This window comes from Streptomyces sp. CA-146814 (assembly GCF_050942385.1).
Lineage (GTDB): Bacteria > Actinomycetota > Actinomycetes > Streptomycetales > Streptomycetaceae > Streptomyces.
In genome coordinates this window covers 5,806,251-5,827,912 of sequence record NZ_CP192068.1, presented here as the reverse complement: position 1 = coordinate 5,827,912, position 21,662 = coordinate 5,806,251, and the positions used below count along the sequence as shown (strand labels likewise).

At 70.4% G+C, this 21,662-nt stretch carries 26 protein-coding genes and 3 pseudogenes; 19 read left to right on the top strand and 10 right to left on the bottom strand.

The window, feature by feature from the left end:
• The first annotated feature begins 57 nt into the window (after positions 1-57).
• The 14 genes and pseudogenes from ACQP09_RS26185 to ACQP09_RS26120 all read left to right on the top strand — a co-directional run bounded on the left by ACQP09_RS26185 (position 58) and on the right by ACQP09_RS26120 (position 11,210).
• Positions 58-1,843: pseudogene (locus ACQP09_RS26185) on the top strand (type IV secretory system conjugative DNA transfer family protein).
• A gap of 482 nt (positions 1,844-2,325) precedes the next feature.
• Entirely contained in the window at positions 2,326-3,495 is a 1,170-nt protein-coding gene (locus tag ACQP09_RS26180) for a DnaB-like helicase N-terminal domain-containing protein (RefSeq protein ID WP_433403812.1), read from the top strand.
• 40 nt (positions 3,496-3,535) lie between these two features.
• Entirely contained in the window at positions 3,536-4,114 is a 579-nt protein-coding gene (locus ACQP09_RS26175) for a hypothetical protein (protein WP_433403809.1), read from the top strand.
• A 1-nt stretch (position 4,115) separates the two neighbouring features.
• Positions 4,116-4,298, top strand: a pseudogene (locus ACQP09_RS26170) (DNA cytosine methyltransferase); the annotation flags it as partial.
• Between the two features lie 121 nt (positions 4,299-4,419).
• Positions 4,420-4,650: pseudogene (locus ACQP09_RS26165) on the top strand (DNA cytosine methyltransferase); the annotation flags it as partial.
• 435 nt (positions 4,651-5,085) lie between these two features.
• Positions 5,086-5,316 (top strand): hypothetical protein, encoded by a 231-nt coding sequence (locus ACQP09_RS26160; protein ID WP_433403807.1) that lies wholly within the window; start codon positions 5,086-5,088, stop codon positions 5,314-5,316.
• A gap of 93 nt (positions 5,317-5,409) precedes the next feature.
• Positions 5,410-6,009, top strand: coding sequence for a DUF4913 domain-containing protein (locus ACQP09_RS26155; RefSeq protein ID WP_433403804.1), 600 nt, complete (start codon positions 5,410-5,412; stop codon positions 6,007-6,009).
• Positions 6,006-6,773: a glycosyl hydrolase gene (locus tag ACQP09_RS26150; protein WP_433403801.1), complete on the top strand. Its 768-nt coding sequence runs from the start codon at positions 6,006-6,008 to the stop codon at positions 6,771-6,773. The genes ACQP09_RS26155 and ACQP09_RS26150 overlap by 4 nt, the downstream gene beginning before the upstream one ends.
• Positions 6,770-7,240, top strand: coding sequence for a hypothetical protein (locus tag ACQP09_RS26145; RefSeq protein ID WP_433403798.1), 471 nt, complete (start codon positions 6,770-6,772; stop codon positions 7,238-7,240). The genes ACQP09_RS26150 and ACQP09_RS26145 overlap by 4 nt, the downstream gene beginning before the upstream one ends.
• The gene (locus tag ACQP09_RS26140; protein WP_433403796.1) at positions 7,237-7,905 is read left to right on the top strand and encodes a hypothetical protein; all 669 of its coding nucleotides are present in this window, start codon (positions 7,237-7,239) and stop codon (positions 7,903-7,905) included. Before ACQP09_RS26145 ends, ACQP09_RS26140 begins: the two co-directional genes overlap by 4 nt.
• Positions 7,902-8,354 (top strand): hypothetical protein, encoded by a 453-nt coding sequence (locus ACQP09_RS26135; RefSeq protein WP_433403793.1) that lies wholly within the window; start codon positions 7,902-7,904, stop codon positions 8,352-8,354. Before ACQP09_RS26140 ends, ACQP09_RS26135 begins: the two co-directional genes overlap by 4 nt.
• A gap of 395 nt (positions 8,355-8,749) precedes the next feature.
• Positions 8,750-9,592, top strand: coding sequence for a winged helix-turn-helix transcriptional regulator (locus tag ACQP09_RS26130; protein WP_433403791.1), 843 nt, complete (start codon positions 8,750-8,752; stop codon positions 9,590-9,592).
• A 124-nt stretch (positions 9,593-9,716) separates the two neighbouring features.
• A complete protein-coding gene (locus tag ACQP09_RS26125; RefSeq protein WP_433403788.1) occupies positions 9,717-10,661 on the top strand; it encodes a DUF317 domain-containing protein in 945 nt (314 codons plus the stop codon).
• Between the two features lie 57 nt (positions 10,662-10,718).
• On the top strand, positions 10,719-11,210 hold the full coding sequence (locus ACQP09_RS26120; RefSeq protein WP_433403786.1) for a hypothetical protein: 492 nt from the start codon (positions 10,719-10,721) through the stop codon (positions 11,208-11,210).
• 4 nt (positions 11,211-11,214) lie between these two features.
• On the opposite strand, the gene ACQP09_RS26115 is transcribed toward ACQP09_RS26120, so the two are convergent.
• Entirely contained in the window at positions 11,215-11,505 is a 291-nt protein-coding gene (locus tag ACQP09_RS26115; protein WP_433403783.1) for a hypothetical protein, read from the bottom strand.
• Positions 11,506-11,720: 215 nt separating this feature from the next.
• On the opposite strand from ACQP09_RS26115, the gene ACQP09_RS26110 reads away from it, so the two are divergent.
• The 5 genes from ACQP09_RS26110 (at position 11,721) to ACQP09_RS26090 (ending at position 14,147) form a co-directional block, all read left to right on the top strand.
• Positions 11,721-12,068 carry a DUF317 domain-containing protein gene (locus ACQP09_RS26110; protein ID WP_433403780.1) on the top strand — a complete coding sequence of 116 codons (348 nt, stop codon included), beginning with the start codon at positions 11,721-11,723 and terminating at the stop codon, positions 12,066-12,068.
• 130 nt (positions 12,069-12,198) lie between these two features.
• Positions 12,199-12,543 carry a winged helix-turn-helix domain-containing protein gene (locus tag ACQP09_RS26105; RefSeq protein WP_433403777.1) on the top strand — a complete coding sequence of 115 codons (345 nt, stop codon included), beginning with the start codon at positions 12,199-12,201 and terminating at the stop codon, positions 12,541-12,543.
• Positions 12,544-12,675: 132 nt separating this feature from the next.
• Positions 12,676-13,161 carry a hypothetical protein gene (locus ACQP09_RS26100; RefSeq protein ID WP_433403775.1) on the top strand — a complete coding sequence of 162 codons (486 nt, stop codon included), beginning with the start codon at positions 12,676-12,678 and terminating at the stop codon, positions 13,159-13,161.
• Between the two features lie 89 nt (positions 13,162-13,250).
• A complete protein-coding gene (locus ACQP09_RS26095; RefSeq protein ID WP_433403772.1) occupies positions 13,251-13,580 on the top strand; it encodes an esterase in 330 nt (109 codons plus the stop codon).
• A gap of 243 nt (positions 13,581-13,823) precedes the next feature.
• The gene (locus ACQP09_RS26090) at positions 13,824-14,147 is read left to right on the top strand and encodes a hypothetical protein (protein ID WP_433403769.1); all 324 of its coding nucleotides are present in this window, start codon (positions 13,824-13,826) and stop codon (positions 14,145-14,147) included.
• A gap of 325 nt (positions 14,148-14,472) precedes the next feature.
• Here the strand turns inward: ACQP09_RS26090 and ACQP09_RS26085 are convergent, their stop codons facing one another.
• The 9 genes from ACQP09_RS26085 to ACQP09_RS26045 form a co-directional block, all read right to left on the bottom strand.
• A complete protein-coding gene (locus ACQP09_RS26085) occupies positions 14,473-14,877 on the bottom strand; it encodes a hypothetical protein (RefSeq protein WP_433403766.1) in 405 nt (134 codons plus the stop codon).
• Positions 14,878-14,983: 106 nt separating this feature from the next.
• Positions 14,984-16,756, bottom strand: coding sequence for a relaxase/mobilization nuclease domain-containing protein (locus ACQP09_RS26080; RefSeq protein WP_433403763.1), 1,773 nt, complete (start codon positions 16,754-16,756; stop codon positions 14,984-14,986).
• Positions 16,756-17,409, bottom strand: a complete 654-nt coding sequence (locus ACQP09_RS26075) for a MobC family plasmid mobilization relaxosome protein (protein WP_433403760.1) — start codon at positions 17,407-17,409, stop codon at positions 16,756-16,758. The genes ACQP09_RS26080 and ACQP09_RS26075 overlap by 1 nt, the downstream gene beginning before the upstream one ends.
• The gene (locus ACQP09_RS26070; protein WP_433403757.1) at positions 17,406-17,630 is read right to left on the bottom strand and encodes a hypothetical protein; all 225 of its coding nucleotides are present in this window, start codon (positions 17,628-17,630) and stop codon (positions 17,406-17,408) included. The genes ACQP09_RS26075 and ACQP09_RS26070 overlap by 4 nt, the downstream gene beginning before the upstream one ends.
• Positions 17,631-17,731: 101 nt before the next feature.
• On the bottom strand, positions 17,732-18,793 hold the full coding sequence (locus tag ACQP09_RS26065; protein ID WP_433403755.1) for a DUF2637 domain-containing protein: 1,062 nt from the start codon (positions 18,791-18,793) through the stop codon (positions 17,732-17,734).
• A complete protein-coding gene (locus tag ACQP09_RS26060; RefSeq protein WP_433403752.1) occupies positions 18,790-19,356 on the bottom strand; it encodes a WhiB family transcriptional regulator in 567 nt (188 codons plus the stop codon). Before ACQP09_RS26060 ends, ACQP09_RS26065 begins: the two co-directional genes overlap by 4 nt.
• 118 nt (positions 19,357-19,474) lie before the next feature.
• Positions 19,475-20,182, bottom strand: coding sequence for an ATP-binding protein (locus tag ACQP09_RS26055; protein ID WP_433403749.1), 708 nt, complete (start codon positions 20,180-20,182; stop codon positions 19,475-19,477).
• Positions 20,182-21,201: a hypothetical protein gene (locus ACQP09_RS26050; protein ID WP_433403747.1), complete on the bottom strand. Its 1,020-nt coding sequence runs from the start codon at positions 21,199-21,201 to the stop codon at positions 20,182-20,184. Before ACQP09_RS26050 ends, ACQP09_RS26055 begins: the two co-directional genes overlap by 1 nt.
• A 1-nt stretch (position 21,202) precedes the next feature.
• A complete protein-coding gene (locus tag ACQP09_RS26045; RefSeq protein WP_433403744.1) occupies positions 21,203-21,529 on the bottom strand; it encodes a transcriptional regulator in 327 nt (108 codons plus the stop codon).
• Positions 21,530-21,662 lie beyond the last annotated feature (133 nt).

The following is a 21,662-nucleotide window of genomic DNA, read 5'->3' as shown; positions in this document are numbered from 1 at the left end:
CGACACGAGAGCCGAGCGCGCCCCGCCATCGCCCGCTCGCACCCTCAAGGAACCGCCGTGCCCCCACGTACCAGTGCGCCCTCGACCACCACGGGGTCGGACGCGCTCCTCTACCTCCTCTTCGGCGTCCTCGGCGCCGCCATATCCTTCGGCTCCTTCGCCTGGCTGACCGGCAACGTCACCAACTCCCTTGTCGGCAGCGGACCGTGGACCCCGTTCCGCGCGACGGACGCCCTGCTGCACCCCGAGATGCTGTGGCCGACCCTGGGCACCACAGCGCTGCTGGTCGGCGTGCGCCTCGTCCCCGGCCTGATCACTCTGGCCCTGGCCACCACCGGCCTCGTGCTGTGGATGCGCTGGCGCTCCGGCTCCAGGACCGGCCTCGCCCGGAAGGGCGAGCTGGCACCGCTGCTGGACAAGGAGAGCACCGCGAAGGCGAAGAGCCTCCGGCCCTCCCTCAGCGACCGGGAGCGTAAAAGAGGTCGCGCCCGCCGACCGCGGCATCCTGCTCGGCACCCTCGACCCCGGTCGTGCCGAGGTCCGGGCTTCCTGGGAGGACGTGGTCGTCGCGATCATGGCTCCGCGCAGCGGGAAGACGTCTGGACTGGCGATTCCCGCGATTCTCTCGGCTCCCGGCCCGGTCCTGCTCACCAGTAACAAGGCCGCGAACGACGCCTTCACCGCGACGGTGGACGCCCGCGCCGAGGTCGGCACGGTCTGGACCCTCGATCCGCAGCAGATCGCGCACCACCCGCGCGAGATGTGGTGGGACATCCTGGCCGACGCCCGCGACCTGGCCGGGGCGAAACGCTTGGCCGGGCACTTCGTCTCCGCGAGCGTGGACGAGTCGTCGGGCTCCGACTTCTGGTCCACCGCCGCGAGCAACACCCTCGGTGCACTGTTCCTGGCCGCCGCCAGCCAGCGGCGGCCGATCACCGACGTCCTGGCCTGGCTCGCCACCCCGGCCGACCGCACCCCGGTGGACCTGCTCACCGACGCCGGCCACGACGCGGTCGCCGCCCAGCTCCAGGGCACCGTCTCCGGCGCAACCGAAACCCGCGATGGCATCTTTGAGACCGCGAGGCAGTACGCGAGCTGCCTGCTCGACCCGGATGTCGCCGCCTGGGTCACGCCGAACGAGGACCTCCCCGAGTTCAAGCCCTTCGCCTTCGCCACGTCTCGCGACACGCTGTACCTCCTCAGCAAGGACGGCGGCGGCAGCGCGAGCGCGATCATCGCGGCGGCGGCCGACGCTGTCATGCGCGCGGCGGTCATCGTCGCCGAGCGCTCCGGCGGGCGACTCGACCCGCCTGCTCTGTGCGTGCTCGACGAGGCCGCGAACGTCTGCCGCATTTCCGATCTCCCCGATCTCTACAGCCACTTGGGCAGCCGGGGCGTGATCCCGATGACGATCTTGCAGAGTTATCGGCAGGGCCAGCGGTGTTGGGGCGAGGCCGGGATGGACGCCTTGTACTCCGCCGCCACCGTCAAGATCATCGGTTCGGGCATTGATGACGCCGACTTCGCCGACCGTCTCAGTCGGCAGGTCGGTGACCACGACGTCCAGACCACCTCGGTGTCGACCAGCGAGGGTGGCAAGTCCACCTCGGTGAGCATGCGTACCGAGCGGATCCTGCCGCCCGACGCGATCCGCGCCCTCCCCAAGGGCAAGGTGCTGCTGCTGGCCACCGGGATCCGGGTCGCCATGCTCAACCTCAGGCCCTGGTACAAGGAGCCCTCCGCCAAGGTCGTCGGGCCGGCCTCCGCCCGTGCCACGAAGGCGATCACCGAGCGAGCCCTCGCAAAGACCATCGGCCACGACGACTTCGAGTTGTCGGCATGATCGCCCCCGCCCCCGAGGCGCTTCTGCATCGCAGCCGGCGGCCTCTGGATCAGGCACCGATCGACCGGGGCACTGTCCACGAGCGGTCGGGGCGACGGTCGACGTCTTCGACGCCGTCGCGGACGCCACCCCGAAGAACGGCAAGCCGGACCGCTGTTCCCTGCCGATCCGGCGGCCTCGTCCAGGCAGTCGGGCGCCCCCCACCTCTCCGCGTTCTGGAGTCCCATCGTGTCCCCGCGCAGTAGCTCCTCCTCCGTGCCCTTCTCCGTGCCTCGCTCCGGGCGGCTCGCCGGGTCGCCGGCCGTACGGCGTGACGGCAAGTGGTGCCTAGTAGTCGGTTCGGGTTCGGTCAGCGCTACCGATCCGGCCTTCACCGGCGAGCTGGACCGCTTCGCCGCGTTGATGACCGCCGCCGACCAGTCGGTCGCCGCTCTCCACACCGCGCGGGGCGGTCCGCCGGCTTCTCGTCGCCGAGGGCGACGATGAACCCGCTGTTGCGGGCGGAGCAGGCAGTTCTTGGCTCGGTACTGCTCGACCCGAACCAGCTCACGCACCTGAACTGGCTCGCGCCCGATCACTTCGACCGTCCGGTGCACCGGGCGCTGTTCACCGCGCTGCGGAAGCTCCGAAACGACGGTCACCCGGCGGCAGCGGCTGATGGTCCGGTGCCGCTGTCGTGGGTGACCGACTCCGTCGTCGAGGCCGGCCGTCACGTCCGGGGGCTCACCGCGGTGTACGCCCACACCCTGGTCTCTGCCTGCCCGCGTCCCGAGCACGCTCCGGTGTACGGCCGCATGGTGCTGGAGGGGGCGATCCACCGGACCGTTGCCGAGCACGCGATCCGTCTCCACCAGGCGGCTCGGGCCGACGTCCTGCGAGGAGAGGTCGAGGGTGCGCTGCGGTCGGCGGATGTCCTGACCGGGGTGCTCACCGATCTCGCGCGGCGCTGGGGTACCGAACCGCGTCCGGTCGCGCCGCCCGCCCGGCCGGCCACGGTTCCGACCACGCCGACGGTTCAGGCCGACCAGGTTGCCGAGGACGAGCGTTTCCTCCTCGCGGTCCTCGCCGAGCAGCCGAAGGGCATGGGGGAGGTGGTGGGCTGGTTGCGGCCGGGGGACTTCGCCGACCCGGGTCACGGGCGGCTCTACCGGTGTCTCGGTGCCCTGCACCACCGGGGCGAGCCCATCGACCGGATCACCCTGCTCTGGGAAGCCCAGCGGCGGGGCCTCCTGGCGGACGGCACGCTGTCGGGCGAGCAGCTCACCGCGATCTGCGACGGCGTAGGCCCCGGCAGCGCGGAATGGCTGGGTGAACGGGTCATGCGGTCCTCCGTGACCCGCACCGCAGCCGCTTCCGCGCGCGCCGTCCGAGCCTTGGCCCAGGTCGAGGCCCTGGGCCCCGGGCCACTGATCAACCACGCGCTCTACGTACTCGGTCCGCTCGACGAGGTGCGCACCCGCTGGCAGTTGGCGACCGGCGACCCGCCTCCGGCGCCGAAGGCCCCAGCTTCTTCGGACAACGTGCCTCGCCCCGCCCAGGTGCAGGCCGCCCTCGCCCGCAGCTCACCGAGCCTCCCCTCGCCACCCTCGGCGCTATCCCGAGGTGCGCCCAGGTCAGCCGCCGTACGACCACGGTCCCTCGGCCCCAGCTGAAGCCTCCCCCGTACGTCACTCCTCTCCACTGGAACTCACCGTGAACACCACCCCCATATCCGACGCCCGAGCCCTGCGGTCCGCAGCCGAGAACTTCGACGCCCTACGCGGCAAGCTCCCGATCCCCGGAGATCCTCACCGCGGACCGGACAGCGTGACGGTCGCCAAGCAGATCTCGGAACTCGGCAAGAGGATCACCGCCCTGGGCGACGAGATCCTCTTCCGCACTGCGTCTCCGGACCTGGACGATCACACGGCCAGGGTCGCCATGGGCTTCGCCGTCGCTGTGGAACCCGCCGGGGAGGTGGCTTCCGCGCTCGGCTCGGTGGCGCACCAGCTCTCCTTTCTGGAGCGAACCGAGCACATGCGCGACCAGCCCGATGCGATGGATGCGCGCGAAGCGGCCACGCTGGTGATAGGTGACGCGCTCGGTCTGGCGGACGCATCCCTCCGGGACGCCTCCTACTCCCTTTACGCTGCGGCAGCAGCGGCTTCACCTCCGCCCAGGCAGCTCCGGGCCGCCCGCAGCCGGTCCACAACCGCGGCCCCGCTTCCCGCCGCAGCGCCCTCCACCGTTCCACCGGCTGCTGCCCCGAGCCGGACCACACGGGGGCGGTGACATGCGGAACACCATCGTGCGCCCTCCGCTCATCGGCTCGCTCTGCTCGGGGTACGGAGGGCTGGACCTAGGCGTGCAGTCCGCCCTCGGCGGGACGCTGGCCTGGCACGCCGAGGTCGATCCGAACGCCTCGCGCATCCTGGCCCGCCACTGGCCCGGCGTCCCGAACCTGGGCGACATCACAGCCGTCGACTGGTCCCTCGTTCCCCGGGTGTGTGTCCTGACGGCCGGCTTCCCCTGTCAAAGACGTCTCCGTTGCTGGCCGCCGGGCCGGACTCAACGCCCAGACCCGCTCCGGGCTCTGGCTGCACGTCACCCGTGCGGTCGAGGCCCTCCGACCCTGCCTGGTTGTGATCGAGAATGTGCGCGGCCTCCTCACCTCCCCCGCCGGTTCCCCTGGCGACGTGGAATTCTGCCCGTGGTGTCTGGGAGACACCGCAGGTCAGCCTCCTCTGCGGGCACTCGGTGCCGTACTCGGATCCCTGGCCGACCTCCGGTACGACGCAAAGTGGCTCGTGCTTCGTGCCTCCGACGTCGGGGCCCCGCACCGCCGCGAACGGACCTTCCTCGCCGCCTGGCCCACCGGAGACCCTGCTGAAGACGCCGACCAGCAACATCGGCAAGAACGGCGGCTCGCAGCATCCGTCGAAGAGGAAGAGCGGGGGGCACGGTCCGAACTTGGCCGACGAGGTCGAGTGGCTGCTGCTGCCGACCCCGAAGGCGTCGGACGGGATCAAGGGCTCGCCGAACCAGCGGCACGGCAACGGGGACATGACCCTGCCCAGTGCGGCGGCGTCGCTGCTGCCCACGCCGAGGGCCAGCGACACGGGGACTCCGGGCCGCCGCCCGGGGAAGGGGTGGCGTCCTCCCTTGTCGGCGGTGGTCCTGCCGCTCTGGACGGAGGAGTCGACGGAGTCCGCGGGGCGGACCGGCGATGGGGGCCGTACGCAGCAGCGATCACCCGATGGGAGATGCTCACCCGTCCCGTCCCCGAGCCCACCGACGCGGCCGGTCGGCTCCGCGCCGACTTCGTGGAATGGATGCAGGGCCTCGACGACGGCTGGGTCACCGCCACGCCGGGACTCGGACGACCGGCACAGCTCACCGCGCTCGGCAACGGTGTCGTCCCTCAACAAGCGGCAAAGGCAATGCAGTTGCTGGCACCGCCCTTCCCTCGCTGTCCTCGCTGCGCGGGCGGGTAGCGTCCCACTACCGGATCTTTCCGGCCGCGCCAAACCGCGGATTCTCCGGATCCTCTCGGGCATGTCGCCGTCTCACAGATGGAGCACGCCCCGATGTCCGACACCAGCCCGACCACCCCCGGCCCCGAGCCGTTCCGCATCCCCGACGGGGATCTCGACGACCTCGCCAGCACCCTCGCCAAGACCATGGCCGAGGTCAGGCAGCACGGCGCCCTCCTCGACCGCCTCGGCTCCGATCCCGTACCCGGTGCCAGCCAGCACACGGATGACGTTCCGGAAGCCGAGGCGGCCGACGCCGCGCAGGGGGAGGGCCCCGCCTCGGTGTTCATCCTCGCCTTGGGCGGGGAAGCGTACGCCGCCGAACTCACCGCACTCAGCGACTGGGTGAACTACCTCTTCCTCCCCGTCTACGGACGAGAAGTCAGCTCGTCCCGCCCGTGGTGCGCGCGGTGGGACGAACACCCGGAGGCCGTCGCCCGGCTGCACGCGCTCTGGCTCGCGTGGCAGCAGCTCACTGATACCGAGGCCGGCCTGTCAGGTCCTTCGACCTGGCACCGTGACCACCTGGACCAGGCGCTCGTCCACCTCCGGGCCCCCGACGGCCCATTCGCCGCGTGTACAACGAGCCCGACCCGGCCGAACCACCGGGTGCTGGTCACCCCGGCGCCCGAACAGTCGGAGGCGGCAGCATGAACACCGAACTCGACTTCCGCCTCGACGACCTTGCACCCGCCGACGCTGACTCCGAGTACGCGGAGCAGCAGTTCTGGTCAGGCGACCTGTCGGTCCTGACCGAGCACCACACCGCTCCTCACGGCTCACACTCCTACGTCGTCGCTCACGACGGGTCGGTCACGTGGGATGTCCCCGGCGAGCCGCAGGTAGCCGCGATCAAGGTCGCGCGGGATCTCAGCCTCAACACGTTCACCATGGAGACGGCCTACCACGCCACGGTCCCCTTCGCCCAGGACTGGTTGATCGAGCACGGCTGCCCACCCGAGCAGATAACCGAAGTAGGCGCCGGATTCTCCACTCCCGCCGACGATCTCACCGTTCGTATCGAGGCACAGATCCGGGAGTCGGGCGCGCGGTACGAGGTCATCGAGAGCCAGACCTCGGACTACGACCCGTGCGAGGCATGGACGTTGGCCCGTGACGGTGAGGCCGTTCAGGCACCCGTTCGCCTCTTCCTCGAAGAGGGGAACTCCAACGCCCACACGTACACGCTGCGCGAGGGCGCCTTCCCCGATGAGGAGGCCGCTCTCCGCTGGCTGGACGACCGCAGCACCCCGCTGCCGCAGCCACCGGACCACCTCGGTGAAGCTGCCGCTCTCCGGACCCGTGCCGCCCTCGCCCGCTCGGCCGGCAGCTCCGGGATACCGAAGACCGCCTCTGGAGCCCACCAGTCCGCGGCAGCCGTGCCGGTACAGCGTTCGGTACAGGGGAGGCTGCTGTGAGCGCCCGCTTCGCCTTCGCGGCGCATCCCGACGCCATTGAGGATCTGCGGAACCTCCCCGATCGCATCCGTGATCTGGCGCTGCTGGAGCTGCAGAACCTGATCCACGGAAGCGACGACTGCCTACCCCTGAAGGGGCGTCTCGCCGGTTATCACAAGGTGTACGTGGATCCGTCCGTCTCCTACCGGATGGTCATCCAGTTCCGCCCGGCCCCGCCCAGCTCGAACCACCGGCGCGAGGTCTACCTCGTTGCCGCCGGAAGCCGGAAGAACTACGCGGTCTACCACTCCGCTCACCTCCGTACCGGCCCTGAGCGAGGTACCGAGGCGGACTCCCGTACGGCGGCCCGGGTGCAAGCCGCCCGCGCCCGCTCGCCCCTTGCGAACCAGTCGACGGCTGCTCCGTCGACCTATCCAGCAGCAGCCCAGTCTCCGGCCGCTGCCTCTCGAAAGGCTCCCCAGCGATGACCTCCGATCACGCCCCGCTCACGCGTGCCGAACTGGCGAGCCTGCTCACCGATGCTGCGCACCGCGTCTCCGGGATCCTCACCGCCGACTATCCGACGGCCGCCAGCCACTCCTACCTGCATCCCGTACTCGGTGCTCTGTCCGCCGGGCCCCAGGTGATCTGCGAGCTGAACGACCGGCTCGAAGAGTTCGTGGCCGACGATCCACTCCCCACGACACCGGCAGGTCTCTTCACCCTGGCCTCCTACGCCTCCGCCCTGGGGTGGCTCACCGAGTCCCTGGCCGAACTGACCGCTTCGGTCGACCGGATCTGCACACACGTCGGCATCCCCGCGGAACCACCGGGCTCCGCCTTCTCCGCCCCTGCCAGCATGAAGCAGGGCCATGACTTCGACTTCAGTTTCAGCGCGCTGGAGTTGGAGGCCATCCGTACTGCGGCCGACGCCGCCGGTCTCGCACCGGACGACTACGTCGAGGTGCTCTCCGAATCCTTGCTCGCTGCCTCCAGGATCACCGACGCCTGCATGGAAATCTCCGGCGGCCTTCTCGAAGACGCCACGTACGTCCTCGACGAGGTGACTGACCACGTCCGGCTCGGTGACGGTCCCGACAGCCTTCCCACCCTGGTCCGCTCCCTACTCGCCCGGATGGAGACGGCCAAGTGAATCCCTACGACCCGAACACCGAGCCCGGTACGCACTTCGTCGCCGACGCGCTCGGTATCTCGAACGTCAACATGCTCAACACCACGTATCGTCCTGCCGATCTGCTGTACCGAGCCTCGACTCGGGTGATCACGTCCGCGTACGAGCTGAACGAGCAGCACGACCGGGTGACGGTTGCGGAGAGGGGTGCCTTCCCGCTCCTCGAATCCATCGGGCGCGGCGAACTCGGCAGGGCCCGCACTTCGTACGCGTTCCTGCGGACATCGATCCCGAAGCTCGGAGAACTCCTCACCAGGCAGGATCGGGCCTACGCCCAGCTCATCGAGGCCGTCTCCGCGTACCAGCGCCTTCTCCCCGATCCGGATACCGAGCACTCGGCGACGAAGGCCCACGAGGAGAACCGGGAACAGCGTGCCGGCCGGGACGACGACTGGGCGATAGAGGTGTAGCGCCAGCTCAAGGCGCTCGAAGTGGTCGAACTTGGCGAACTACGCCTTTGCCGGACCGCGCTCGGCGAGGAGCCCTTCCTCTCTGACGGGACGGGCCGACTTCCCCAGGTGCTGCCCTCGACCGTCCGGCGGATGACCGCCGACGGGCTACTGCACCAGGACACCAGCGAGAGCCCGTACCGGCTGGGGCAACTCCTCTCGCTCACGTCCTGCGGCGAGGCCGCCCTTGGTGCGGCTCGTACGGCGACGTCGCGTGTGGCCGCTGCCCTCGGCCGCAGCGGTGCCCCGGCGAACCTTGGCCGCCCTGCCCACCCAGCTGCAGCCTCCTCCGCCGCGATCTCCAGCACGGCTTCCCACCCCCGCTCCCGATGACCCCTACCGGAGAGAACGCACTCATGCCCAGCCCCACGCAGCCCCCCGCCTTCTCCTTCGACTCGGTCGACCCTCAGCGCATCGACCACGCGATTGCCCGGATCGGGCCGAAGTGGACCACCTGGTCGACGATGATCCTCGCCCAGGAAAACCGCCCCATGCGGGTGCGCGAGATCTCCGCCCAGCTCCCCTTCGTCACCGAGCAGTCAGTAAGCCAGCGGCTGCTGTACATGCAGGCCGACGGCTTGGTCACCCGTTCCGATGTCCGTCGTCGGGGCACCTACCAGCTCAGCGCGCTCGGCGAGTCGCTCGCCCCCGTGCACCGCACCTTGTCGGACTGGTCCCGGGCCCACTTGCCGCTCCAGACGATGGCCGAAGCCGAACGCGTCGAGGACGCTCTGGGACGTCTAAACCTTCGGCACACGACCGGCGTTATCCAGGCCCTCGGCACTAACGGTCCTCTGCGGTTCAGTCACATCGCCGAGGAGATCGGCGTGGACCGACCCTCCGCCCGGCAACGGCTTCTGCGGATGCAGGCCGACGGCCTGGTCGGACGCACCGGTTCGGACCACGGCGCCCCCTACGTCCTGACCGATGCCGGCCAGTCGCTGAGGGCCGTCTACGCAACCATCGAGCACTGGAGCGAACCCTTCACCACGTTCAAGACCTCGTCGAGCCCCGCTCGCGTCGCGGCGGCCACGCGGACCCATACGAATGTCCCGCTTACGGGGGACGGTGCCCGGACCGCAGCAGCCCTGCGTCGGAGTGCCGCCGCGCCGAACGACCTGTTCAGCCATGCGACGCAGCCCCAGCCGCGGGTGTCGGCGGCTGTCACCGCCCGGTTGGCCCCGGGCCGGGGGCGGTGAGCCGGGTGGTGGTGCTGAGAGCCAGTGCCGTCTCGCCGCTGCCTCCGCGTCCGCGTGCGCCGCCGCACTTCACCCTGCCGCGCACGCGGGCGCGTTCCCCTCCTACGTGCCCGGAGTCTCGACCATGAGCGTCCAGCAGCCCAACGACAACTATCTGTACCAGGAGGTACTGGTCAGCCCGATGTACCTGGCCGGGACCGGCGGGACCGGCGACCCCAGCTTCGAACCGGTCGCCCACTGGCCTCACCGCTACCTCGACGACGGCCCCTGCCAACTTGTCATCACCTCGCCGGATGACCGAATTCGCATCGGCTGGTACGGCGACGACTTCGAGCTGTGGAAGATCACCGCAGCCGAAGAGGCCACCTCCTCGACCCGCTGGACGGCCACCTTCAACCACAACACGCCCCCCGAGATCGTCGTCGGCCTTACCACCGCGTTGGCCCGCGACTACGCCGAAGCCGATGTCTACGACGGCAACGGACGCTTCCTTGCGAACCCGTCGATCTACTGGGCCGACGCCGTACGGCCACTGACCGATGCCGGCTGGACTCGCAACGGCGGAGCCGCATCCGGCACCGTGGAGATCGTCGCTCCGGACGGACAAGCAGGCGTCCTCATCGACAGCCGCCTCTACCGTCATGACGACGAAGCCGTCACGCTCTGGGCGGGTCCACGCGGCTGGGGCACCCGAGCGGAGGCGGTCTTCTCGGCTCGTACGCCCTCCCACCTGATTGCCGCGACGGCAGCCACCATGGTCGATCCAGCCCCGGTGGTACGCGAGCGCCACCACATCCACCGAGAGGTGGCACACCTTGTCTCGCTCACCCCCGTCACCCCGAGCACACCCCAAGTCCCCCGGGCTCCCACTCCCCTCGACGTACGCCGCACTGCTGTCACGCAGGCCGTCCAACGCGCCGCGCGATTCCCCCGGACGGCCGCCGACCTCCGGGTCATGGCCGCCCGAAGCCGCACGTCGGCTTCGGCCATGAACTCGTCCGGGAGTCCCGCGCCTGCTCTCACGGCCAGGCCGGCGGCCAGCGCGTCGACCCCGCGCCGCAGCCGCTGACCCCTGCTTCTCTTCCGGAGCACCGCCTCCACCCCCCTTGAATGCCGGGAGTTCCCCATGCCCGACGCCACCGCACTCGACCAGGCCACAACCATGATCGAGGAAGCCTGGGGCCGTCCGATCGAAGCTCTGGAGTCGATCGCGGTCCGACGCCCGACCGACGCCCCTTTCCTACGCTCGGTCATGCACATCCGCTCGGCCCTCCTGGTCACCGCCGACAGCTCTGTGGCCGTGCACCAGGAGCGCCTGCACGCTCTCACCCGTCCCGGCCGCGCACCGGCCTTCTACGACCTGCAACGCATCACCAGCTCCGCAGCCGACCTTCGCGTCACCCAAGCCGAAAGCCGTACGGCCCTTCAGGCGATCAGCCATGTGGTCCAGGCGCGTGAAGCCGCCGCGACGGCGGACCGGGCCCCAGTAACCCGGTTGGCGCAGGCCGCTGTTGATTGCTCCGGGCGCGATCAACACGTCCTCGGCCAGGTACCGGACCGGGCCGCTCCTTCGGCCGTCGTCGGGCCGCCGACGCCTGGCCCGGGGCCAGGTCGCTGATCGATCAGTCGTGGTCCTCGTCGCGGTGGGCGGGATCGCTCTGGTCCAACGTGCGCATCCAGATGCCGGAGCCCACCGCGCGGGCCAGTTCCTCCACCGTCAACTCGACGCGATGTCCGTCAGCGCTGCGGTCCAGGACCACCTCGCCGTCGTCCCGCCGCGCCTCGGGCTGGACGCCGACAGCCCACTGGCCGTCGGCGACCATCATCATGTCGCCCACCATCCACGGCCGCCCGGCGGCACGGACCTTGTGCTCCAGTCCGGTCCCGACCTCGTGTCTGCTCGGCTTCGCCATCCCTGCTCCCCCTTCGACCCCGTGCGGCCCTTTGCCGCAACCCCAGTACGACAACTCCCTTCGCCGTTCCATTCCCGGCGCACGGCCCTGATGGCGTCAGCCAGTTCGCCCACGGCAGACGCCGCTTCCTGGGAATCGACTACGTACTCCGCCACACCCCATGTCAACGTACGGGTGTTGGGAAAACCGCAGGTCAACGAAGGGATCGTTCAACCGTGACCACCTCCGCCACCCTCCTGCCCGCCGTCGTCCGCCCGGCCCCGGAAGACCGCTGCTGGCTCTCCTCCGACCACTGCGCCGGTCCTGTTCTCGGCCTCCTCGACAGCCTCGGCTGGGCTGTCGTCGACACCCCGGAGGCCAACGTCCACGCAACCAGCCCGGACGGTCGCGTCTACGTCGGCTGGCTCCCCGAAGACCCCGCCGCCTGGAAGCGCGACATCGTCTGGCGCGTCCAGGTGCTGCCCGCCGACGGCGCTCCTTGGGTTCAGGAGTTCGGCATCCACACCCCCTCCGAAGCCGTCGCCGGATTCCTCGCCGCCCTCGTCGCCCACTCCTCGCACTGACCGCCGAACGACCAGAGCGAGCCGACAACGCCCCGCCCACCGGCACCCGCACCGCCCACCCCGGCAGACCCGCCGAACCTCTTGTTCCTGACCGAAAGGCGTTGAAATGACGTTCTACTCCGATGACCTCGTGAGAGTCGCGAACCACATCGTCGGCTCCGGCACCACCGTCCTCGCGGCGTACGACGCCATCGCGGGCTCCGGCACGGCCTCGCGCGGTATCCCTCAGGTCTGCTGCGGGATGTTGCTGCTGTACACCGCCGGGATCTTCCAGGACTACCTCCGCCGCCGCGACACCCGTGTCGTCGCCTGCCTGTCCGCGAACCCCAACGCACCCCTCTCCAAAATCAGCTCCGCTACTGGGCTGAACCACGATCGCGTCGCCAGCTCGCTTCAGCGCCTGATCACCGACGGCCTGGTCATAGCGGAGACCGGACCCTCCGCTCCGGCCCGGCTCTACCGGCTGGCCCACTGACTCCTCCGTCACCGGGCCGCCCGTCGCGCCGTGGCACGCCAGCGGCGGCGCGACGCCTTCGCCTGACGGCGCGCTCCCCACACCTGTCGCTCCAGATGCCCGTCTACACCTCCCACGAGGAGCCGCCTCACCATGACCTTCCGCGCCCCGCTCACCAACCATCACGCCGACGGGAGTCTCTGCCCGGCGGGCCACAAGCACACCAGCTCCGGCAAGCCGCTCCACACCGACTGCCCCGGCCGCGCGTACACCCGCGCCGTCTGCTCCTGCGGCTGGAAGAAGGAGGAATCCGGCAAGGGCTACGTCAACGAGTGCCGCAAGCGGCACCTCGCCAGCCACGCCGAGGGGGCAGAACGCCTCCTCGGCATCCTGACCCCTCATCCCGTACCGCTCTCGGAGGTCCTCTTGCCCCAATACCTGACCGTCGGACACCTGCTTCGCCAGCTCCAAGACCTGGACCCCGGCCTGCCGATCCGCCTCGCCATCAACCCCGACTTTCCTTTCACCCACTACCTGGGAGCCGAGATCGTCGTCCGGGACGGCAAAGCGTTCATCGCCGACGACGGCCAGGAGGGCTACCTCCCGCCCTCCGTCAGCGATGCCCTGGCCTGGGCCTGACCGTCACACGAACCACCTCGGAGGCTCATATCCCGTCGCGATCCCTCTCACCGCAGACCCTTCCCCTGCACCGCGTTGCCGTACGCCCGATGCCAGACGACGTGCGCGGTGCGCTCGTCCAACGTGTCTCCGGCCTGCCCGACGGGCCGCTCGACATCTCCTGGCTCGCCGCCGGTACCGCGAGACTCTCTCAGGGCCGCGTGCGCCTGCACTGGAAGCCCGCCTCCCACACAGGTTGGGACGTCACCGCCCACCTGGGCCTGGCCACCACCGAGGTGCACCTCGCTTCCTGGCCCGCCGCCCCGGACGACTGGCCGCACCTGGTCCGCCCCACCCTCCACGAGGTGCTCGGCCTCTGCGCCGCCCTCTCGGTCGCGACCGCCGCCCTCGACCTCTCGCACCGCCTCGCCCACGTCTGACCGAACCGCAGAAGGCCGCCCCACGCCGATCACGCAGGGGCGGCCTTGCCGTACGCCCAGCCACCTGATGCGTACTCTCGTCCTGACCGACATGGAGGATCCGATGTCCGACGAAAAGCGGCTCTGGGGATATCGAGGAGGCGCTGCCCACCGGGGCACCAGCGTCCGCACCGCCCGGAACCGGACCAGCCTGGGCAGCCTGCCTCCCTCTGCCTCAACACCGCCTCCCGCACGAGGAATCTCATGACTAGGCTGTTCATAGGCTCGGCACTGCTCAGCGCTGCCGGGGCGGTCACCGCCATCGTCGCCGCTGTCCAGGACGACTACGCCGTCTGCAGCGTCGCTCTGTTCGCCGTGGCGTCCGGTGGCATCGGTGCCTACGTCGTCAGCCGGTACCAGGATGCCGCGAACGACCGCGCCGTCCTCCACCGACTACGAGTGTCTCCCCACCAGCCCGTTGACGTTCTCGCGAGCGAACTGGGGCTTCGCCCTGCGGCGGTTCGGCTCAGCATCTACCGCTTGACCAGTTCCGGCGAGCTTCGCTCGAACGCCGGTTCCTCTGAATAGGGCAGGTTGGGCCTCTAGAGTCAGGGCATGACCGCCTCACCCATGCCATCGCCCCCCCTTCCCCTCACTGGACAGCGCCATGCTCCGACTGGTCGTCGGCAACGCCATCGCGTCGGTCAGAAGCGGTGAAGCCTCGGTGGAGGAGGCGATCCTGCACACCGCTGTCCACGGATGGTACGAGGGCCATATTGAGGGCGAGGACGAGTGCCCTGGCTGCAGCTTCCGGGGTCAGCTACCGAGAGACGGAATCGACAGCTGACCAGTTATGACGAGAAGGGGCGACACCCGTCGGTGTCGCCCCTTCTCGTTCTGCTCTCGCGCTCACCTAGTCGAGGTACGTGCCGGCAAAGGCCCCGTCGAACCCCAAGGCGGCCAGGCCCTGCTCGACGCTGGGGTAGATCGTTCCGTCGGGGATCGCGATCAGGGCGTCGAAGTCGGCGCGGGTGATCTCGGGTTCGAGCCACTGGTTGCTGCAGCGGCAGCAGACCCAGACGTTGCGCCCGTGGTTGATGAGCAGCCAGTCGCGCCGGGCGCGGCAGGCAGTGCACGTCACCGGGATCCCGCGAAGGGCGAGTTCGCGAGGGTGGCTGAGGCAGCGCGTCGCGCCGGGGCCGCTGGGCGGCTGCGTCTCGTATGCGAGTTGCAGTAGGGGATCGGGGCCGGCGGGGAGGGCCAGCTGCGCGGGTGTCGACTCCGCGGGGCGGTCGGTGGTTCTGAGCACGAGCGTCATCTCCCGGTCGAGGTCCTTCTGTTTCCATCCGTAACAGCCGGTGGAACCGGTTGTCCAGGGACTTCTCGGAGTCCGGCGGGCCGATGGCCAGCCCGCCGGACCTTCGTCAGCGGCGTGGTGGGCGGTTTCGTCGAGTGGGGGCGACGGGGCGAACTCCGGTCCTGGGTGTCGTTCGGTTGCTGGTGCGGTTGGCCGAGGCTTTCGGGTTGCTGGTGCCGTCCTTCGGGTGGCGGGGAGTTGCGCCCGGGTGGGCGGGGAGCTGGGCGATGCGGCGCAGGCGCCAGACCAGGACGTCATTGACGTCTGTGGCGGTGTCGAGTTCGCGCATGTCGATGGCCTGTCGCAGGAGAGCTTCGGGGTCGTGGCCTGCCTGCTCGGCATGGGCGAGGGTGGCGGCCAGGGCGTCGGTTTTCGCCGGTACACCGTCCTCTCGTACGCCATGGTTCGGTAGGGCGACGCGAATGGTGGTCTCGTACGTCCGGCGTTGGGCGTCGGGGAGGGCGCGGCCTTGCTCGTGCAGGGTTCGCATCGGGGTGGTGGCGGCCTGTCGGTAGGCGGTGCGCAGGTGCTCGGCGGTCTGCCGGGAGGCGTGGGCCTGCTGGGCGCGTCCCCGGGCGGAGTGCCAGTGGGCGGCGGCGAGGGTGACCAGGACGAGGGTGGAGAGGAGCATGGCGGTGGTGCCGCCGTCCTCGCCCCGGCCGAGCGCGCCGCCGGCCCGGATGATTCCTCGTGCGGCGGAGCGGAGTGCTCGGGTGTCGGCGTGTTCCGCCTGGACGTGGCTGCGGGTCGCCCGTTCGAAGGTTCGGGCGGCGGCGGCCAGCTCGGTGCGGGTCGCGGCCGGCGAGGTCTGTGCGACGGCGTCGAGGAGTTCTCCGACGCCGACGAGCTGGGCGGCGGCTTCTCCGTCGTCACCCTGGTCGAGGAGGACGGTGGCACGTTCGGCGATGGCGGTGGCGCTGCGTCGTTCTCGGGCAGGTAGGGACGAGTCCGCTCGTCCGCCCGAGGCCGGGGTCGCCGTGTGTTCGACGGTGCCGTCGGCCAGCCTGCGGCGGATCTTGGGGAGGGACAGGTCGGGGGAAAGTTTGGAGCCGGGGTACCAGACCGGTTCGGCGTCGCGGTTGCGGTCGCCGGGCAGGGCGACGTTGTAGCCGAGCGCGTCACCGGACGGGGCGTGGCGCACTTTCACCCGTAGGCCGGCCTCGTGGAGACGGGTGAAGAACTCCTTCTCGTCTTCAGCTCCGGCGAGGGCCCGGCGTACGGCTTCGCGGAGCGTCTCCCGGGGGGTTTCGGGGCGGCCGGTGCGTTCGGCTTTGAACTTCTCGGCGCTGGTGGGGTTCTTCGCTGCCGTGCCGTCTCCGGCGTTGAGGCGGCGCAGGCCCATCTCCTTTTCGATGCGGCGGCATTCGGCCTGGGCCTTGTTGAAGTCGTAGTTCAGGCGTGGGTTGCGCAGGTCGCCGCGTACGAGGGTGGCGACGATGTGGATGTGGTCTGCCGCGTGGCGGACGGCGATCCACCGGCAGCCGTCGGGATCCCCGTCCGGTGCGGTGCCGGTGGCGTGGACGATGCGCTGGGCGACGGCGTTCCACTCCTCGTCGTTCAGCCGCCGGTCCCCGGGGGCGGTGCGGACCGAGCAGTGCCAGACGTGCTTGGCGGGCGCTCGGTCTCCGGCCTGCTTGACCCGCAGGTCCAAGGCGGCGGTGAGCCGGGCGAGGGTGACCTTCGGATCGGGATCGGGGCTGGTGTCGCGGCCGGGGTCGGGGGCGAAGCCGTCCCAGGAGCCGACGAGGTGGGCGTCGGTGTGCTCCTCCCGTCGCCCGGGGCCATACAGGTAGACGAGCAGGCCGTGGGTCCGGGAGCCGCGTCCGATGTCGGGAACCATCACAGCCGCCTGTTCACCAGGTTGTTCGCCGCGTCGTCGACGCGGGCGAGGAGCCGGAGCAGCGTGCTCAGCGCGTGGTCGAGTTCGCCGGGGCGGGGCTGCCCGCCAGCATTGAGGACGTAGGCGATCTGGTTGATGTTGTTGCCGATTCGAGCCAAGGCCGCTCGTAGGGAAGCGAGTTCGTCTATGGCCGTGTCCCAGCGTTCGTTGCTGTGCAGGGCGGTCGAACCGCGGGCGGCTGCGAGGCCGGCACCAGCGAGGAAGCGGGCGACGGTGATGCCGCGCTGCGCGGCAGCGGCGGCGATCTCGGCCTTCTCGGTGTCGGAGAGGCGGGTCGTCGTCTTACGAGTGCGCTCGCTGGCGTTGCGGGTGCGGCGGCGCGGTTTACGGTCGGGGAAGGGGGGCGTGCTCGCGCTCTGCGGCTCGCAGTTGGCTTCTCCTGCGGTGACCGGCGCCCCCTGGTGCCGGTTGCCCGGCTGGTCCCCGTGCGCCCTCGCTCGGGGACCAGCCGGGCTTCCCCCGCCCTCCTGGGCGGGGGCAAGTGCGTACGACGGGCCGTAGGACCGTCGTACGCGATAGCTTGCTCCGCCAGGAGCCGTGGTGGGGTCACGCTGCTGCCCAGCCGTGACCACCGCCGGGTCGTCGGGGGTCACCGGCTCGTCTCCGGGTCCTGCTGCTGGATTTCGTGGACGAGGTCCGCGATCCAGTCCATGGCCAGGACCGGGTGGTGCAGGGTCCACGGGCGGTCGTGCTGCTCGCGTTGCACGATCCAGGTGGTGTCGGGGCCGGACTGAGCGCGGTGGAGGTGGCCGCGCTGGTGCAGGACGGTCAGCCAGGAGTCGACTTCGGCGGGGGTAGCCGGGTGAGTGTGCATCAGATGTACTCCGCTTCTGCTCTGGAGGAAGGTAGGGCGGGTGTGCGGAGCGGGTGACCGGCCGGGGTGACCTGCTCGGTCACCCGCTCCGTAGTGTCCGATCAGGTCCGGGCGGAGCTGACCGGCTGTCCGTGCTGCTCGCGGAGCTGGGCCATCAAGGTGGTCAGGGTGTCGCTGGAGAGCGTCATCTGCTGGTCTCGGATCGCCTGTCCGACCACCTTGCGGGTCAGCTTGCCCTCGGCCCTGACCGCTGACCGAGCGATCTTCAGTAGCTCCTCGGTGTCCGAGTCAGATCGCCGGTCACCAGCTGTCCGGGTCCGCCGGTCAGTGACCGACGGGGCGGTGACCGACGGAGTGACCTGCAGGGCGGTGGCCGCCCCCCGGCTGTCCTCGTCGCCGGTCACCGAGACGGTGTCACCGGGGCGGTCAGTGACCGGCCGCGCGGTGTCCGACTGTCCGGGCAGGTCAGCGGCCTCGTGCGGCTGGCTCCGGTCACTGGTGACAGGGGCGCTGCTGTCCGCCGGAGCCCTGTCCCCGCTGAGCGACCGAGTGGCGGGAGTCGGCTTGTCCAGGGAGAGCGGCTGCCGGTCGGTCCGGGCGGTGACCGGCTGACCGGCCTCCGGCTGCTGACCGACCCGGTCGGTCCGGGTGACCTCTGCGCCGTCGCTCCGGTTGACCTGACCGAGGTGACCGGCCTGACCTAGGTCCTCGCGGTCACTGTCCTTGACCGGCCCCCGGGCGATGAGGATGTAGAGGTGGACAGCTCCCGCCAGGGCCAGCGGTGCGATGGTGGACAGCACCGCGACCACCGTGTCCCCGAGCCGGAGACCGGTGCCGGCGACCGCGTCCTGGTTGATCCGCACCGCGTGGAGCGCGTTGGCCCAGATGCTGGCGGCGGTGGCCGTGCCGACGAGCGTCCAGACGTAAAGCCGGGCGCGCAGCGGGGCATCGCGCAGGACCAGGAGCGCGCGGACGCCGTAGGCGATGAACCCGTCGATCACCAACGGGAAGACGAAGGTCAACAGGCCCCGGACGTGGATGGCGACGGCCATCTGCTGGAGGGCGTCGTACGACAGCGCGCACCCCGCGCCGCCCAAGGCGATGACCACCGCGCGGTCCCAGGCGGATATGTGCGCCGCCTTCGTTGTGCTCGTAGTGGTCATGCCGCCGTCCCGAAGTCGTCGCGGACCGGGTGCTCACCGTCGACCTCAGGTGACAGGGCGGTCTCCTTGGGCTGGTTCAGGGTTCGGTTGCGCTCGGCCCGGCGGATCTCGCGGTATCGCTTCTTGGCGTGCTCCTCGGTGACCTTCAGAAGCCAGGCCAGGCGCTGCTCGCTCACCCCGTGGCGGTAGGCAGCGTGCTCGACCGCGCGGCGCTCTGTATGGGTGAGGTGCACGTCGCGCCCGGCGATGGTGGCGTTGACGCGGCTGTAGTCGAGGCGGCTGGGGAGCTTCTCGTGCAGCGGCCCGCGCTCCTCCTCCGTCAGGCCGCCTCGGATCCCGTCGGTGTCACCCCCTTCGAGAGCGACATCCAGGCAGGTGCGGCGGACCGGGCACTGGCCGCACAGGGCCTTGGCCGTGGCGATCTTGGCAGTCTCGTCGGGCTCGGGGAAGAAGACTTCGGGGTCCACCGGGTTGTACTCGGTGCTCTGGCAGACGGCGTCGGCCTGCCAGGTCTGGTCGCCGAGCTGGCGGTGGTGGACAGGGCTGTTCGTCGTGCTGGTCATGCGGGTTGCTCCGATCGCTCTCCGCGCGCAGGGGCGTCGGCGGAGAGGTGCGCTGGTCGTGAAGTTGCTCGTGGCGGCGCGCAGAGGGCGCGGCCCGGACGTGGTGACCTGCGGCAGGTCAGGCTGCTGCGCGGTAGCGTCTGCGGTCGAGCGGCTCGAACTCGACCCGGGTGGTCATCTCCGCGAGTCGGGAGGCAACGCGGTCACCGAGGTAGGAGCGGAGGTCCTTGATCGCCAGGTTGGTGGTGATCAAGGTCGGGAGCATGAGGTTGTACCGGCGGTTGATCAGCCGGTACGTGATCTCCTCGACCCACTCGCTCGCCTTGGCCGCGCCGAGGTCGTCGATGATCAGCAGCGGGCACCGGCTGACGGCCGCCAGCTCCCGCTCGCTGTCGACCCCGGGCCGGGGGCGGAGATCGGCGTACAGGTCGGCAGCGGTGCTCGCGCGCCAGCGCACGCCGACCCCGCTCTCCACGAGCGCTCGGACCGCGCCGTACGCCTGGTGCGTCTTGCCCGCGCCGACGACTCCGGCCATCAGGAGACTGGGCCCGGTGGTGACCTGCCGCCGGGCTCCCCGGCTGGGGGCGACGGCCGCCTCGGTGACCTTCCCGACCCACTCCAGGACCATCGGGTGGTCGGCGGCAGCCGCCTGGTAGCGCGGGGGCATCCCGGCCAGGGGGGCGTCGAGCGGGGAGTGCGGCTCGGGGTCGTCGGGGAGCGCGGCGGCGTCGGCCGGGTCGATGTTGCGGGCGGCCAGGATCCGGGCCATGCGCTCCAGGGTGCCTTCGTGGCCGAGGAGCTGGGGTTCGCGGTGATGGGTGTGCATCACAGCTCCTCGGCGTAGGCGGCGGAAGCGTTGGCCGGGTTGGTCCACGCCTGGTGAGCGGGCACGTTAGGCCGGATTCCCGGCCGCGCCAAGCCGCCGGGGCGAGCGTTCATTGCCTCGTTGACCATGCTGGTCAGCACGCTCGGGTGCCTCGGGTTGGCCGCGAAGTTCGCCAGCCCGGCCCGGATGTGCTCCGGTGCGATGCCTTCGTCAAGGAGCTTCTTGGTGATCCGCCCGAGGTGTCCGATCACGTCGTTCGGGGGGCGCTGGTCGCACCCGGCGACGTACTCGCCGACGAGGTCCTTGGCGGAGACGCTGGGTGCGGGCGCTGTGCGCCCCGTAGGGACAAGAGATCCAGGATCCAAGATCCTAGATCCAGGCGCCGAGCCTCCGGAGAGGCTTCGGGGAAGGTTCGGGGAGTCCTCGGAGAATGCGGCCTGACCTGCACCTTTAGCACCAGATCGCCCCGCTGTGCCGATCGCGCCGTCGGCAGCCTTCTGCCGGTCGGCGACGAACTCGTCTGCGTGGTCCGGCGTCGTCGAGGCGGATACGGCAGGCAGATCGAGGGCTCGGGGAGCCCTCCCGGAGGTCTCGGCGAGCCCTCGGGGAGCCGTGGACAACCCCTCGGTCCGCCGGGAGCACGAGCCCTTGCACGGTGCGCACCGGTCGGCAGCCTGGTGCTGCGGGCACGAAGGCAGGCGCGACTGGCTCGGCTTGTCGATCTTCTGGTGCTCGGACCAGGTCACGATGTGGAGGTAGCGGCGGCCGTCGCATCCGGTGTACCGGCAGATCAGACCGGCGTTCGCGAGCTGGTGGAGGTCGTCCTCGACATGGACCGAGGTGTGCTCGGCACGCAAAGGCCAGAGGAGCCCCGCGACGATCGCAGCGTTGTCCCGGTGACGACCATGGTCGTCGGCCTGGGTGAGCATGCCGAAGAAGGTCCGCTCGGCCGTCACGGTCACTTCGGCGAGTGACTCGGAGGTGAACGCCTCCGGCTTGATGGTTCGGATCCGGGCCATGTCAGCGGCCCCGCTCGGCGGCGACCGAGTCGCTGCGGGTGAGGGTAGCGTTGGCGAGGCGGAAGGTGTGCGGGCGGGTCCAGTCTTTGTCCGGCCAGACCCTCAGGATCCAGCGGGCGGCGACCCTGGACGTCGTCCGGCCCAGCTCCACCGACCGACCGGCCTCGTCCTGCACGACCGTGTGCGGGTGCGGCCACACCTGCGCCGGGTCGGTGAGGCTGACCCGGATGGTGGCTGCGCCCGGGATCATGTCGGCGAGCTGGGCGGCAAGGCGGTGTCGACGGCTGGTGTCCGGGCAGGCCGGGATTCCGCTCGGCATGGCAGGCATGCAATACTCCGTGGTTCGTAGGAGCGCGGTGCGGTGGTTCTCGTGCAAAAGCCCCGCCGCCCGCGAGATGTGCATCGGCGCCCTTCGGGGTGCCGGCCCGGCGCTTGGGAGCTGGTAACTCCCGGGCGCCGGT

Bases quoted from the DNA above. Each gene is read 5' to 3' on its own strand.
- ACQP09_RS26180 (WP_433403812.1), top strand. From the start codon at position 2,326: ATGAACCCGCTGTTGCGGGCGGAGCAGGCAGTTCTTGGCTCGGTACTG.
- ACQP09_RS26160 (WP_433403807.1), top strand. From the start codon at position 5,086: ATGCTCACCCGTCCCGTCCCCGAGCCCACCGACGCGGCCGGTCGGCTC.
- ACQP09_RS26155 (WP_433403804.1), top strand. From the start codon at position 5,410: ATGTCCGACACCAGCCCGACCACCCCCGGCCCCGAGCCGTTCCGCATC.
- ACQP09_RS26150 (WP_433403801.1), top strand. From the start codon at position 6,006: ATGAACACCGAACTCGACTTCCGCCTCGACGACCTTGCACCCGCCGAC.
- ACQP09_RS26140 (WP_433403796.1), top strand. From the start codon at position 7,237: ATGACCTCCGATCACGCCCCGCTCACGCGTGCCGAACTGGCGAGCCTG.
- ACQP09_RS26130 (WP_433403791.1), top strand. From the start codon at position 8,750: ATGCCCAGCCCCACGCAGCCCCCCGCCTTCTCCTTCGACTCGGTCGAC.
- ACQP09_RS26125 (WP_433403788.1), top strand. From the start codon at position 9,717: ATGAGCGTCCAGCAGCCCAACGACAACTATCTGTACCAGGAGGTACTG.
- ACQP09_RS26120 (WP_433403786.1), top strand. From the start codon at position 10,719: ATGCCCGACGCCACCGCACTCGACCAGGCCACAACCATGATCGAGGAA.
- ACQP09_RS26115 (WP_433403783.1), bottom strand. From the start codon at position 11,505: ATGGCGAAGCCGAGCAGACACGAGGTCGGGACCGGACTGGAGCACAAG.
- ACQP09_RS26100 (WP_433403775.1), top strand. From the start codon at position 12,676: ATGACCTTCCGCGCCCCGCTCACCAACCATCACGCCGACGGGAGTCTC.
- ACQP09_RS26095 (WP_433403772.1), top strand. From the start codon at position 13,251: ATGCCAGACGACGTGCGCGGTGCGCTCGTCCAACGTGTCTCCGGCCTG.
- ACQP09_RS26090 (WP_433403769.1), top strand. From the start codon at position 13,824: ATGACTAGGCTGTTCATAGGCTCGGCACTGCTCAGCGCTGCCGGGGCG.
- ACQP09_RS26085 (WP_433403766.1), bottom strand. From the start codon at position 14,877: ATGACGCTCGTGCTCAGAACCACCGACCGCCCCGCGGAGTCGACACCC.
- ACQP09_RS26080 (WP_433403763.1), bottom strand. From the start codon at position 16,756: ATGGTTCCCGACATCGGACGCGGCTCCCGGACCCACGGCCTGCTCGTC.
- ACQP09_RS26070 (WP_433403757.1), bottom strand. From the start codon at position 17,630: ATGCACACTCACCCGGCTACCCCCGCCGAAGTCGACTCCTGGCTGACC.
- ACQP09_RS26065 (WP_433403755.1), bottom strand. From the start codon at position 18,793: ATGACCACTACGAGCACAACGAAGGCGGCGCACATATCCGCCTGGGAC.
- ACQP09_RS26060 (WP_433403752.1), bottom strand. From the start codon at position 19,356: ATGACCAGCACGACGAACAGCCCTGTCCACCACCGCCAGCTCGGCGAC.
- ACQP09_RS26055 (WP_433403749.1), bottom strand. From the start codon at position 20,182: ATGCACACCCATCACCGCGAACCCCAGCTCCTCGGCCACGAAGGCACC.
- ACQP09_RS26050 (WP_433403747.1), bottom strand. From the start codon at position 21,201: ATGGCCCGGATCCGAACCATCAAGCCGGAGGCGTTCACCTCCGAGTCA.
- ACQP09_RS26045 (WP_433403744.1), bottom strand. From the start codon at position 21,529: ATGCCTGCCATGCCGAGCGGAATCCCGGCCTGCCCGGACACCAGCCGT.